This is a genomic window from Kribbella sp. CA-253562 (assembly GCF_050942265.1).
In the GTDB taxonomy this organism is placed as follows: Bacteria; Actinomycetota; Actinomycetes; order Propionibacteriales; family Kribbellaceae; genus Kribbella.
The window spans coordinates 7,798,509-7,812,077 of record NZ_CP192049.1 but is presented as its reverse complement, the minus strand read 5'-3'; the positions used below and the strand labels follow the sequence as shown (position 1 = coordinate 7,812,077).

The 13,569-nt window shown below is 70.0% G+C and carries 7 protein-coding genes; 5 read left to right on the top strand and 2 right to left on the bottom strand.

The genetic code is table 11. The features are described 5' to 3' along the window. Position 1 precedes the first annotated feature (1 nt). Both ACQPXM_RS37160 and ACQPXM_RS37155 read left to right on the top strand, forming a co-directional pair. The gene (locus tag ACQPXM_RS37160; RefSeq protein ID WP_432942671.1) at positions 2 to 922 is read left to right on the top strand and encodes a GlxA family transcriptional regulator; all 921 of its coding nucleotides are present in this window, start codon (positions 2 to 4) and stop codon (positions 920 to 922) included. A 125-nt stretch (positions 923 to 1,047) separates the two neighbouring features. Further along, positions 1,048 to 3,207 carry an MMPL family transporter gene (locus ACQPXM_RS37155; RefSeq protein ID WP_432942670.1) on the top strand — a complete coding sequence of 720 codons (2,160 nt, stop codon included), beginning with the start codon at positions 1,048 to 1,050 and terminating at the stop codon, positions 3,205 to 3,207. A gap of 51 nt (positions 3,208 to 3,258) precedes the next feature. Here ACQPXM_RS37155 and ACQPXM_RS37150 read toward each other — a convergent pair whose 3' ends face one another. Next, the gene (locus ACQPXM_RS37150) at positions 3,259 to 6,390 is read right to left on the bottom strand and encodes a glycoside hydrolase family 3 N-terminal domain-containing protein (protein WP_432942669.1); all 3,132 of its coding nucleotides are present in this window, start codon (positions 6,388 to 6,390) and stop codon (positions 3,259 to 3,261) included. A 265-nt stretch (positions 6,391 to 6,655) separates the two neighbouring features. Here ACQPXM_RS37150 and ACQPXM_RS37145 point away from each other — a divergent pair, with 265 nt between their 5' ends. Continuing rightward, positions 6,656 to 7,600: an NAD-dependent epimerase/dehydratase family protein gene (locus ACQPXM_RS37145; protein WP_432942668.1), complete on the top strand. Its 945-nt coding sequence runs from the start codon at positions 6,656 to 6,658 to the stop codon at positions 7,598 to 7,600. 1 nt (position 7,601) lies between these two features. On the opposite strand, the gene ACQPXM_RS37140 is transcribed toward ACQPXM_RS37145, so the two are convergent. Then, positions 7,602 to 8,252 (bottom strand): hypothetical protein, encoded by a 651-nt coding sequence (locus ACQPXM_RS37140; protein ID WP_432942667.1) that lies wholly within the window; start codon positions 8,250 to 8,252, stop codon positions 7,602 to 7,604. A gap of 191 nt (positions 8,253 to 8,443) precedes the next feature. Here ACQPXM_RS37140 and ACQPXM_RS37135 point away from each other — a divergent pair, with 191 nt between their 5' ends. Together ACQPXM_RS37135 and ACQPXM_RS37130 are read left to right on the top strand one after the other, a co-directional pair. Then, positions 8,444 to 9,406 (top strand): TIGR03560 family F420-dependent LLM class oxidoreductase, encoded by a 963-nt coding sequence (locus ACQPXM_RS37135; RefSeq protein WP_432942666.1) that lies wholly within the window; start codon positions 8,444 to 8,446, stop codon positions 9,404 to 9,406. Positions 9,407 to 9,723: 317 nt separating this feature from the next. Then, complete coding sequence (locus ACQPXM_RS37130) at positions 9,724 to 13,485, top strand: S8 family serine peptidase (RefSeq protein WP_432942665.1); 3,762 nt, start codon at positions 9,724 to 9,726, stop codon at positions 13,483 to 13,485. Positions 13,486 to 13,569: the final 84 nt, after the last annotated feature.

The window sequence follows — 13,569 nt, the reverse complement described above, 5'->3', positions numbered from 1 at the left end:
CATGCGCAAGGTCGTCTTCTTCCTGGTCCCACGGCTGCACCTGCTCGATCTCGCGGGGCCGGCGCAGGTGTTCTCGACCGCGGCCGACCTCGGCTACCCGTACCAGCTGCACTACGTGGCCGAGGCCGAAGAGGTCAGCACCGCGCAAGGCGTTCCGGTCAGGGCGCAGACGGACTGGCCGGCGCTCGGCCGGGACGACCTGATCGTCGTACCGGGGTGGCGGTCGCCGCGGTTGTCGCCGCGGCCGCCGATCTCGGCGCGGACCAAGCAGGTGCTGCGGGCCCATCACGCGGGTGGTGGATCGGTGGCGAGCGTGTGCTCGGGCGCCGACGCGCTCGGTGCCGCCGGTCTGCTCGACGGGCGGCGCTACACCACCCACCACGACCTGACCGAGGAGCTCGCGGCGCGCTACCCGAAGGCGAGCATCGTGCGCGATGTGCTGTACGTCGTGGACGAGCGGGTGATCACGTCGGCCGGTATCGCCAGCGGGATCGATCTCGCGCTGCACCTGGTCGCGATCGAGCACGGCCCGGTCGCGGCCGCGCGGGTCGCCCGCGAGATGGTCGTCTACGCCCGGCGCAACGGCGACGAGCTCCAGGAGAGCGCGATGCTGCGTCATCGCGGTCATCTCAGCGATCTCGCCCACCGGGTCCAGGACGTCATCGACAGCCGGTACGCCGAACGCCTGCCGCTCGCCGATCTCGCTCGCGCCGTCGGGGTCAGCGAGCGGACCCTGACGCGCGTCTTCACCGCGGCGACCGGTCTCACCCCATTGCGCTACCAGCAATTGCTGCGCCTCGAACGCGCCGAACACCTGATCGCCCACGGCTCCACCGTCGACGCCGCCGCCCGGGTCGTCGGCTTCGAGGATCCCCGCATGCTCCGCCGCCTTCGCTCCCGCACTCCCGCCGCCACGGCCTGACGGCGAGGGGTGGGGTTAGGACCACCTATCAGGGGGAGCTGCGTCTCCTGAGATTCCAGCGCCGGATCGGCAGGCTCATGGGTGCGGGCAGAGCGCCCGGGCGGGGTCGTCGAGAGGGCTGGAAGATGAACAGGGGATCAGTGACCGTTCGGGTCGCGCGGTGGAGTGCCACCCATCCATGGCGGGCGATCGGCTTCTGGCTGATCCTCGTCGCCGTCGCGGTCGGGTTGTCCGTGATGGTTCCGAAGCAGCAGACCAAAGCGGCCGACACCTGGGTCGGCCAGTCGGGGCAGGCCGCGGAGATGATCCAGCAGGCCGGGCTCGGCGACAAGCCGAGCGAGACGGTCCTGGTCACCGATCCGGACGGTCCGCTGGACCGGGCCGAGGCGACCAAGGCGTTGCGGCAGCTCGAGCAGAAGATGACCGGCATCGCCGCCGTGAGCGCGGTCGGCGATCCGATCTGGGCCGAGAACGGCAAGGCGGCGCTCCTGCCGATCGAGCTGAAGGGCAGCGCCGACGACGCCGCCGACAACGTCGACCAGCTGGTCGCCGCGACAGCCGACGTACAGAAGCAGAACCAGAGCCTCAGCATCCAGCAGACCGGCAGCGCGTCGCTCGACGCCGGGATCTGGAAGCAGGTGGGCAGCGACCTGGCCAAGGCAGAGAAGCTCAGCCTGCCGATCACGTTCGCGTTGATGCTGCTGGCCTTCGGTGCGCTGATCGCGGCCGGGATTCCCGTGCTGCTCGCGATCTCCGCGGTCGGTGCCGCGCTCGGGTTCTACGCGCCGCTGTCCTATCTGTTCCCTGACGGCGGCTCGGTCGCCAACGTGGTGCTGCTGATCGGGATGGCGGTCGGCGTCGACTACTCCTTGTTCTACCTCAAGCGCGAGCGTGAGGAACGCCGCCGCGGCCACGGCACCGTCGACGCCGTCGAGATCGCCGCTGCCACGTCGGGACACTCGGTGGTTGTCTCCGGTATCGCGGTGATCGTTTCGATGGCCGGCCTGTACGTCGCCCAGGACGCGGTCTTCTCCTCGATGGCCACGGCAACCATCGTCGTCGTCGCGGTCGCCGTGATCGGGTCGCTCACCGTCCTGCCCGCGCTGCTGGCCAAGCTCGGCCACCGGGTCGACCGTCCGCGCGTTCCGCTGCTGTGGCGCCTCAACCGGCGGATCGGTCCCGGCGGCATCAGCCGTCGCCTGCTCGCCCCGGTGCTGCGCTTCCCGAAGATCGCGCTGCTCGTCTCGGTGCTGGCGATCGTCGCGCTCGCCGTCCCGGCGTTCGGCATGAAGACCGAGCCGGGTGGTCTGAGCACGCTGCCGCAGAGCATCCCCGAGGTGAAGACGATGCAGCAGCTGCAGGCCAACTTCCCGTCCCAGGGCATGGCGTACGACGTGGTTGCGCGCGGCAACGACGGCAAGCCGCCGGTGGCCGCGTTGACCGCGCTGCAGCGCACGGCCGTCGACAGCGGCAAGTTCGTGATCACCCCGGGCCAGCAGGTCCGGAGCTCGGGCGACACCGCCGTCCTGTCGCTGGTCTCGGTCCGGCCGGACACCAGTGACGACGCCAAGATCGCGCTCGGCGAACTGCGCGACGATCTGGTGCCGAAGGCCTTCGCCGCCGGGTCGGGCAGCACCTGGGCGGTCGGCGGAGAGACCGCCGACTCCGTCGACTACGGGCAGAACCAGCGCGACAAGCTGCCGTACGTGATCGGCTTCGTATTGATCCTGACGCTGGTGATGATGGCCGTCACGTTCCGCAGCCTGGCGATCGCCTTGGTCACGACCGCGCTCAACCTGGCCTCGGTCGGCGCCTGCTTCGGGGCGCTCGCGCTGGTCTTCCAGCGCACCTGGGCCGAAGGGCTGCTGGACTTCACCTCACCCGGCTTCATCGTGTCCTGGATCCCGCTGTTCCTGTTCGTGATCCTGATCGGGCTGTCGATGGACTACCACGTGTTCGTGCTCAACCGGATCCGCGAGGGCGTGCGGGACGGGCTGAGCCCGAAGGAGGCGGTCCGCAAGGGCATCACCGAGTCGGCCGGTGTGGTGACGAGCGCGGCCGCGGTGATGGTCTCGGTGTTCGCGGTCTTCGCGACGCTCGGCATGATCGAGATGAAGCAGATGGGTGTCGGCCTGGCGGTCGCCGTGCTGATCGACGCGACGCTGGTCCGGATCGTGATGCTGCCGTCGATCCTGGTCCTGCTCGGCCGCAAGGCCTGGTGGCCGAACAAGTTGTCAGCGGCAACCGTCGATCAGGCCCCGGAGCGTGAGCTGGTCAGGGCCTGACCGTGAAGGCAGCGGGGCCCGGTGCTGCTGCGCCGGGCCCCGCTTGCTTGTCTACTTCAGCTTGTACGCCGCCGCCAGCTTGGCGATCGCACCGCTCAGGTCACCGCTGAGCGCCAGGTGCTCGGCGTCCGCGGTGAGCTTGGACACCGGCTCGTCCAGGTTCTGCCCGATCTCGTCTTGAGCGATCCAGCGAGCCGCCGCGACGACCGCGTCGTCCTCGGCGAAGCCGTCGAGCCGGCTGCGCTGCAACGACTTGCCGGCCTGGTGCAGCGCGGCCAGCGCGGTTGTTGCCTGCGGCCCGGACCAGTCCTTCACGCGCAGGGCGACGTCGATCGAGATCGCCGCGACCAGCACATTCGGGTCCAGCAATCCCTTGCGCAGCAGGGCGGTCTTCGCGTCGAGCAACTTCTGTCGGGCCGCCGCCTGGGTCGTGAGCCCCCAGCCGTACGGGTACTGCGGGTCGTACGACGCGTCGCCGACGTTGATCGGCTGCTGCGTCTCGTTCTTCGGCCAGGTCACAGGGAGCCGCCCGCTGAACGGCTGCTTGCCGAACAGCACGTCCGCGACACCCGCGCCCTCGGTGCCCGGCAGCCATGACGCCACCAGTGCGTCAATGGAGCCGAGCTGGTCGGCGACCACCTGCGGCCGGCCGGAGACGACCAGGACGACGCACTTCATCGCCGCGCAGACCTTGTCGACCGCGGCCTTGTCGGCGTCGCTGAGCAGCAGGTCGTGACCGTTGCCGACGTCACCGATTCCCTCGGCGTACGGGCGTTCGCCGACCACGACGACGCCGACGTCGTGCCCGTCGAGCGGGGCCGACGCGTCCTGGCTGAACGTTGCCGTCGGCGCGTTCTGCTGGATGCCGTCGAGGATCGTCGTACCGGTCGTGGTCGCGCCCGATCCGCCCTGCCAGCTGATGCTCCAGCCGCCGAGCTGGTTGCCCAGGTCGTTGGCGTTGCTACCGGCAACGTAGACCTTCGCCGTCGACTTCAGCGGCAGTACGTTGCCGTCGTTCTTCAGCAGCACTTGGGACTTGGCCGCAGCCTCGCGACCGACCGCCCGGTGCTTCGCGCCGCCGATCTCGCTCAGCTTGCTGGTGTCGGCGTACGGGTGCTCGAACAGGCCGAGCTTGAACTTCTGCTCCAGGATCCGGCGGACCGCGTCGTCGACCCGGGCCTGGCTGACCCGGCCCTCGGTCACCTCGGTGGTCAGGCCCTGGGTGAACTCCTGGTACCGGGTCGGCACCATGATCATGTCCAGCCCGGCGTTGATCGAGGTCCGGATGTCGCTGTTGTAGTCGCCCGGCAGCTGGTCGATGGCCTGCCAGTCGGAGATCACGAAACCGTCGAAGCCCATCCGGTCCTTGAGCACGCCGTTGATCAGCTCGGCGTTGCCGTGCATCTTCACCGCCGGCTTGTCGTCGCCGATGACGTCCACGCTCGAGTACGACGGCATCACGGTCCCGACGCCGAGATCGACCGAGGTCTTGAACGGGTCGAGATGGATCGCCTCGAGCTGCTGCCGGGTCACCTCGGTCACGCCCTGGTCGATCGTGTAGGCGCCGGTCGTCGACGAGCCGTACGTCGTACCGCCGTCGCCGACGTAGTGCTTGGCGCTGGCCAGCACCTTGGTGTTCTGCTTCAGCTGGCTGCCGTCGGCCTTGCCCTGCATGCCGGTGATCACGGTCGCCATCGCCTTGACCAGCGCCGGGTCCTCGCCGAAGCCCTCGTACGAGCGGCCCCAGCGGTCGTCGCGCACGACGCAGACGCAGGGCGCGAAGTCCCACGGAATGCCGGTCGCGCGGACCTCGGTCGCGGTCACCTCACCGGTCCGCCGGGACAGGTCCGGGTCGCGGGTCGCGCCCAGGCCGATGTTGTGCGGCAGGATCGTCGCACCGATCACGTTGTTGTGCCCGTGCACCGCGTCGACGCCGTAGATCAGCGGGATCTGCAGCCGGGTGGCCTGCGCGTTCAGCTGGAAGTTGTCGATCATCGCGGCCCACGAGGCCGGGGTGTTCGGCGTCGGCACCGAGCCGCCACCGGACAGCAGCGAGCCGAGCGCGTACGTCGCGATGTCGGACTTCGTCCGGACCGCGTTGCGCTCCGCCTGGGTCATCTGGCCGACCTTCTCGGCCAGCGTCATCCGGCCCAGCAGGTCCTTGACCCGGGTCTTCACCGGGAGCTTGCTGTTCAGGTACGGCAGGTCGTGCGCGTTGATCACCACGACCGGCTGGCTCGCCGGGGCCTTCGCGCCGGTCACGGTCAGCTCGACCGGAATCGTCTCGGCGGCCTCGGCCGACTTGTCCTTGCGGGTGACCACCTGGACGGTGTGCGACGTTCCGGACGGCGTACCGGCCGGGAAGGTGAACGCGCCGGAGACCGGGTTGTAGTCGTCGGCGCCCGCCGTACCGGTGCCGCTGCGGAAGTCGACGGTGACCGGCTCCTCCAGCGGGACGCTGCCGGTCGTGGCGACCGAGACCTTGACCTGCGCCGTGCCGCCCTCGTCGACCGGGTAGACGCCGGCGTCGGTGACCACACTGGCCTTCAGCGCCGGGTCGGCCTTGCCGAAGACCTCGACCTGATCGATCGCGAACTCACCGGGCGAGCCGACCGGCATCGTGAACGCGTAACCCCACATCTGGGTCAGGCCGAGCACCTGGTCGATGCCGCCGACCGGCTGGTAGTCGCCGCGGTAGGCCAGATCGCTGAACGGGATCTCGACCAGGTGCCAGCCCTGCCAGTCGTCGGTGAAGCTGGTGTTCCACAGCTCCGACGCCTCGGCGTTCGCGCCGCCGTCCTTGATCTCGAAGAAGATCCGCTTGCCCGACCCCGGCGGCAGCGGCGCGGTGTTCTGCCCGTACCACCAGAACCGGATCCCCTTGTACGCCGACCAGTTGCCCGGGTTCTGGTCGAAGGTCACGTCGTGGCTGAAGCCGCCGTACCCGCTGATGTCGTAGGTCCCGTGCAGCACCTGCTCGCCGACCGGCGCGTCGGCCCGCGTCTGCAGCTGCATCGTGGGCGGGTCGTCAGCGTCACTGCCCCATCCGAAGATCCCCGGGTTCGGCGGCGACGCGAACGGCTCCGCCCCCTCGAACGCCGCCAGCACGGTCGGCTCCGGGTCGTCGGCCGCCGCCTGCGACGCCACTCCCAACGGCAGCAACCCCGCCAGCAGCGCTGACACCGTCACCACCACCGTCCGCCGTGACAGACGCTTACCTGGCCACCTGGGCATGGGCGACTCCTAGCTCTCTGCACAGGTGCCTCACACCCGCGTCGGGCCCGATGCTCAGCCCTCCCGAACCCGCGGTCAAGAGCCCACCGGTTCCGGAACTAGAGCGCTCTCACGGAGCGAGACCGACCACCGGGACGGCGTGGGTCAGCTATGGGCTGAGATCATCAACCATGCCGATCGCACCCTGGCTGCACGGACCGAGAGTCCTGGGCCGATGAGAGTTCTGGTCACCGGCGCCTCCGGATTCGTCGGGTACGCCGTCGCCCGGCGCTTCGCCCACGCCGGTCACGAGGTGTACGGGCTGACTCGGGGCGACGCGGCTCTGCCCTCCGGTGTCGAGCGCGTCTTCGGTGACCTGCTGGACGCGAGTTCCGTGCGCAAGGCTGTCGAGCAGTCGCGACCTGACGTGGTCTGTCATCTGGCGGCCGCCGTACGGGTCCGCGAGTCCCGGATCGATCCGGTGACCTACTGGCAGACGAACGTGGGTGGGACGCTGGCCCTGCTCGGTGCGCTGGCCGACGGCCAGTCGGAGCCGACGAAGCTGATCATCGCCTCGACCTGCGCCGTCTATGGCGAGCCCGCCTCTCAACCTGTCACGGAGGATGCCCGCCCGGAGCCGAGCAACCCGTACGGCGCCGGCAAGCTCGCCGCGGATCGCGCGGCGGCGGACCTGGCGGCCGCGGGGGCGATCGGGTCGATCAGCCTGCGCGCGTTCAACGTGGCCGGTGGCCTGCCGGGGCATCCGGATCGGGACGAGTCGCGGCTGGTCCCGAAGGCGGTCGCCGTCGCGCAGGCCCGCGCTCCGGAACTGGTCGTCAATGGCGACGGGACGACGGTGCGCGACTACGTGCACGTGCTCGACATGGCGGACGCGTTTCTCGCCGCGGCCGGCCTCTGCGAGCCGGGCACGTGGCAGGCGTACAACGTGGGCGGCGGCGGCCGCACCACGATCCTCGACGTCATCGAGACCATCGAACGACTCACCGGCAAGCCGTTGTCCGTCCGGCATCAGGCCGGTGCCGCCGAACCCCCGGTGCTGACGGCGGATTCCACGGCGTTCCAGCGAGCCACCGGGTGGACAGCTCGCCGCTCGGACCTCGACCAGATCATCGGCGACGCGTTGGACGCGGGCGCGTCGGCATATTCGGCGGGCGGGTAGATCACTGCGCGCCCAGCGGAACGGCGGCCAGCGTTTCCGGGCGCAGGTAGGGGCGGGGGCCCGGGGAGTGGCGGAAGCGGACCAGCTCGGCGGTGGTGACCGTCACGCTGCCGAGAGGCAGGTGGCGGCGGGCCGTGACCCAGGCGATCAGGCTGGTCGGATCGGGGATGGGGGCGGCGAAGTGGAGCAGGTTGACGTACCAGATGTCGCGGACCTCGCCGGCTTCGAGCCAGCCGTCGGGGCCGAGGGCGTCGGCGTAGAGCTTCTGGAGGTGGTTGGCGTGATTGTCGAGCGGGCGGGCGCAGGCCATCACGGTGCCGCGGGTGAGGATCAGGCCGGTGAGGTCGAAGGTGGCCGGGCAGACCTGGGCGGCTGAGGTGCGCAGCGCCGCGGCGTACCGGTGGACGGCGGGGTCGTCGGGGGTGACGGTCTCGCGGTAGCGCTCCAGGGCTCGGATGGTGAAGTGCGCGGAGTGGAGCTGGCCGGTCTGGAAGTGTCCGGGGCCGGATGCATCGGCCGCCTCGAGAGTCAGTTGGTCGAGGCGCTGCGCCAACGGGCCGTCGGGGGCGGGGCGGAAGACGGTGCTGACGGGCCAGCGTTCGCCGTTCTCGACCGGGGGCGTGTCGACGCCGTGCTGCCCGGCGGCGATCAACGGTGTGGCGGCGGCGAACAGGTGGTCGAACTTGGTCGGGTGGATCGCGATCGTCTCCTTGGTCGGGTGCAGCCGGTACGACGCCGCGCGCGGCCGGTCGGTTCGATTGAGAAACCACGGTGCTTCGATTGAGAAGGAATCCCGTCCGTCAGGTGGTAGACCGGTTCATCGGGCCGGGAAAGGATGGGGGCATGACCACACGTTTCGGGATTTTTGTTCCCCAAGGCTGGAAGATGGACCTGACCGAGATCGCCGATCCGGTCGAGCAGTGGGAAGCGATGACGAACGTCGCGAAGCGGGCCGACGAAGGTTCCTGGGACTCGATCTGGCTGTTCGACCACTTCCACACCGTGCCGGAGCCGAGCGACAACACCACCTTCGAGTGCTGGTCGGCGACCGCCGCGCTGGCCCGCGACACCAAGCGGGTGAACATCGGCCAGATGGTCGGCTGCAACGGCTACCGCAACCCCGCGCTCTACGCGAAGATCGCCTCCACCGTCGACGTGGCCAGCCACGGCCGCCTGTACGCCGGGATCGGCGCGGGCTGGTACGAGCACGAGTGGAAGGCCTACGGCTACGAGTGGACCGACGTGAAGCCGCGGATGGCCGCGTTCCGCGAGGCGACCGAGATCATCTGGAAGATGTGGACCGAGGACAAGCCGGTCTACAACGGCAAGCACTACTCGATCGACGCCCCGATCAACCTGCCCAAGGGCGCCAACAACACGCGTCCGCAGTTCTGGATCGGCGGCGGCGGCCCGCAGGTCACGCTGAAGCTGGTCGCCCAGTACGCCGACGCGGCCAACATCGGCGGCGGCAACCCGGACGTGATCCGGGAGAAGGCCGCCATCCTCAAGGGCCACTGCGACAAGCTCGGCCGCGACTACAACGAGATCGTCAAGTCGACCGGGCTGAACGTGTTCCCGATCGACGCCGGTGACGACCCGCAGAAGGCGACCCAGAAGGCCCGCGGGCCGAAGGACTGGGAGCAGTTCTCGAACGACAACATCATCGCCACCGAGGACGAGATCGCCAACAAGGTCGAGGCCGCCCTCGAGGCCGGCGCCGACTACGTGATCTTCTACGTGCCCGGCGTCGCCTACGACCTCGACCTGGTCGACCGCGTCGAGCAGATCACCAAGCGCTTCGCCTGAGCTTCACCCCCACCCCTCACCCCCCACCCCCTGACCCCGCCGCAGCCGTCCCTTTCCCCGAGTTCTCTGGCTGCGTTTGGTGGGTCAACCCACGATCTGGCCCGTTGGCCCACCGAATTCGGTGGGCCAACGGGCGATTTGGTGGGTGGACAGACCCAACCGGGTAGCGATGCGGTCGTGTGAGACAGGTGTCTCAGTGGCCGGTACCAGCCATGACGGGTTCAGGTCAGCCGGATTCGTGGACCGTGGCCCAGGGCAACTGACAGGCTCGCCAGCGGTGGCCTCGCGCCCGTCGGGCCCCGGGGAGGAGCCCACGGATGCGGTGGTCACGACGCGCGACCAGCATGTTCTGCTCGGTGATCGTCGGGTCGGCGGCACTGACGACGCCCGCCCAGGCGGCACAGACCACCGGTGGTGCCGGGGCCCCTCCTCCCGGTTCCCCGCCCGGCACCACCGGTCTCGCGCGTCCGACGCCGGGCGCCTCGACGCACCGGATCACGCTGATCACCGGCGACGTCGCCGAGCTGACCACGTCCGCCGACGGCAGCCGGTCGGCCCGGCTGGTGGACGGCGGCAACTACTACTTCGGTGACTTCGACGGCGAGCTCACGCTGGTACCGGTCGCGGCGTACCCGTTGTTCACCTCCGGGCGGCTCGATCGCCGGCTCTTCAACCTGAGCCAACTGGTTGCCCAGGGCTACGACGATGCGAGCACGGCCAAGCTGCCCGTGCTGCTCGCCGGCGACCACGCACCGGCCGCTCCGGCCAACACCACCCGCCGGATGACCCTGGCCAGCGTCGGCACCACCGCCGTGTCGATCGACAAGTCCCGCGCCAAGCAGTTCTGGCAGGACATCGCCGGTCCGCGGACCTTCAGCAGCACCAGCGGGGTCGGCAAGATCTGGCTCGACGGCCGCACGCGCGCCACGCTCGACCAGTCCACCCAGCAGATCGGCGCCCCGGTCGCCTGGCGTTCGTCGTACGACGGGCGCGGGGTGAAGGTGGCCGTGCTGGACACCGGGTACGACGCCAACCATCCCGATCTGAAGAAGCAGGTCGTCGGCGCGGCGAGCTTCGTCCCCGACCAGCCGGTCCAGGACGGGCACGGGCACGGGACCCACGTCGCGTCCACCGTCGCCGGACTCGGTACGGCGTCCGGCGGCAAGCGCAAGGGTGTTGCCCCGGGCGCCGATCTCCTGATCGGCAAGGTGCTCGACGACAACGGCGGCGGCCTGGACTCCGAGGCCATCGCCGGGATGGAGTGGGCCGTCCAGCAGGGCGCCAAGGTGGTCAGCATGAGCCTCGGCGGTCTGCCGTCCGACGGTACCGATCCGATGAGCGAGGCCGTCGACCGGCTGTCGAAGTCCAGCGGTGCGCTCTTCGTGGTGGCCGCGGGCAACGCGGGCATGGAGGAGACCGTCGGTACGCCGGGGTCCGCCGCGGCCGCGTTGACCGTCGGCGCGGTGGACCGCGACGACCGGCTCGCGTCGTTCTCCAGCCGCGGACCGCGACTCGGCGACGGTGCGCTGAAGCCGGAGGTGACCGCGCCGGGTGTGGAGATCGTGGCCGCTCGTGCGGCCGGGACCGAACAGGGGCACGTGGTCGGCGAGCACTACACCGCGATGAGCGGCACCTCGATGGCGACGCCGCACGTTGCGGGCGCGGCCGCGATCCTGGCGCAGCGGCATCCGGAGTGGACTGGTCAGCAGTTGAAGGCGGCGCTGGCGAGCACCGCGGTGCCGGGCAAGGGCGCGACGACTGTGCAGCAAGGGCTCGGGCGGATCGACATCCCGCGGGCGCTGGATCCGAAGATCCAGCCTGATGTCGCCAACGTCTACTTCGGTGACGTTTCCTGGACGGGCTCCGCGCCGGCGCCGGTCCTGCGGAAAGTTGCCTATAGCAACACGTCGGGCAAGCCGGTGACGCTGGACCTGTCGGTCGAGGCGAAGTCGCCCGCCGGGGTGCGGGCGGGGTTGACGGTGAGTCCGGCCCGACTGACGATCCCGGCCGGCGGCTCGGCATCGGCGACCCTTCGGCTCGACCTCGCGAGCACCAGCCCCGCGAAGTACGCGGGGGAGTTGGTCGCCGTGGTCGCGGGACGCGGCGCGGCGAAGGCACCGGACGCGCGAAACGCGGGCAGCACCACGGCGGGCGGCACGACGTACCGGACCGGGATCGGATTCGCAGCCGGTGGGCGGCTGCATCGGGTCACCGTGCAGGGGATCGGCCGCGACGGCAAGCCCGCCGTACCGACAACCGCGGCGAACAGCGGCGTGCAGCTGTGGAACCTCGACACCGGCGACGTCAACGGCACCATCTTCGACCAGAACGGGCAGCAGACGCTGGAAGTGCCGACCGGCCGGTACGCCGTGATGGCGTACGTAATGGATGCCGACGAGGCCGACTGGATCGACGGGGTCACGCTGCTCGGTGATCCCGAGGCCGAGATCCGCGGGGACCGGACGTTCGTGTTCGACGCCCGGCGGGCCCACCCGGTGACGGTGAAGACGCCGCAGCGCGCGGACCTGGAGAGCGTCGGGTTCGCGTGGCACCGGTCGGCCGGATCGCGGCAGGCGGTGTCCGGCTTCGGCTTCGACCGCGAGGTGGCCGGAGACGTGTACGTCGGAGAGTTCGGCAAGGTGCGGACCGGGACGTTCCGGGCGGTCCAGCGATGGGACCTGGCTGAGCCGAAGCTGACCGCCGACGTGCTCGGGCCGGATGGCTTCCGGCTGCCGAGTCCGCGCGACGGTTCCGAGTTGTCCGGCTACGTCGGGCAGGAGACCCTGTCGCTGGTCGACGCCGGCGACGGCCGTCCCGAGCAGCTCGGCGAGGTCCGCGGCAAGATCGCGCTGATCCGCTTCCGGGACTACGACCAGACCTTCGGGCAGGTCGAGGCCGCGAAGGCCGCCGGCGCGAAGGCGGTTTTCATGTACAACGAGCAGCCCGGGTTCTGGGCCGACAGCGCGTGGGTCGGCCTGCCGTTCTACCTGTTCCGGCAGGAGGAGGGCGCGCGGTTGCTGCAGCTGTTGAAGCAACGGCCGGTGCAGGTGAAGCTGACCGGGCTGCGTGACAGCACGTACCGGTACGAACTGGCGGTCGGACCGCAGCAGGTGGCAGGCGCACTGACGTACGACTTCGCGCGGCTGCGACCGGCGGTGGTGACCACGAACTACCAGCGGATCGACGCCGACTTCGCGCACTACGACAAGCGGACGGCGTACCTGCCCGGGGTGTCGGCCGCTCTGGGATCGGTCCGGTTGGTGACCGGTCCGGTGACCCGGACGGACTATCTGGCTTCCGATCAGCCGGACACGACGTGGGACGAGCAGACGCGCGCAGGAGCGGAGAACCTGTCGGGCTACGAATACAGCCTGGCTCGCAGCTACCGGCCGAACGAGCGGGTGACGCGCGACGTGTGGGCGCCGATCTCGCGGCCGGCGATTCCGGATGCGCGGGGAAGTGAGCCCGATGGCCTGCCGGTGGCTCGCTTCGAGAACGCACTGCGGATCGCGATCCCGCAGCATGTGAACGGCGACCGCACGCAGTACGGGTGGAGTGACGGGCGCGGGGACCGGACCACGTTGACGCTGACCAGTGGCGGCAAGGAGCACGGCCGCAAGGACTGGTCGGTGGCGCAGTTCCCGGTGCCGGCCAAGCCGGCTTGGTACGACCTGAGACTGGACGTGCAGCGGGCGCCGGACACCTGGGCGAAGACGTCGACGGCGACGCGGACCGAGTGGCGGTTCCGCTCGGGCCCGGTCAGGACCCGTGAGGTCCTGCCGCTGGTGCAGGTCGACTACCGCCTCGCCGGTCGGCAGTTGGAGCTGAAGCCCGGCTATCAACCGGGCGGCCGCGGCCTCGGCTTCTTCCGTACGACGGCCGAGGTCACCGTCGACGGCAAGACCTGGCAACCGCTTCGGCTCCGCCCAGGTGGATGGGGACAAGCCAGCGGCGTTCTCGGCGGGACGGTGGTCACGACGATCCCGTCCACGCCAGTCTCCGCGCTCCGGGTCACCGTGACCGATCTCGGCGGCAACCGGATCAGCCAGACCATCGAGCGGCCCTGGGCGGCAAACTGAGGAATTCTCAAGTAAGCGCTTGACCACAAAAGAGGCGACGCCACGGAGCTGGGGGGGAGGTGCTCCGTGGCGTCGCCGGGGCGC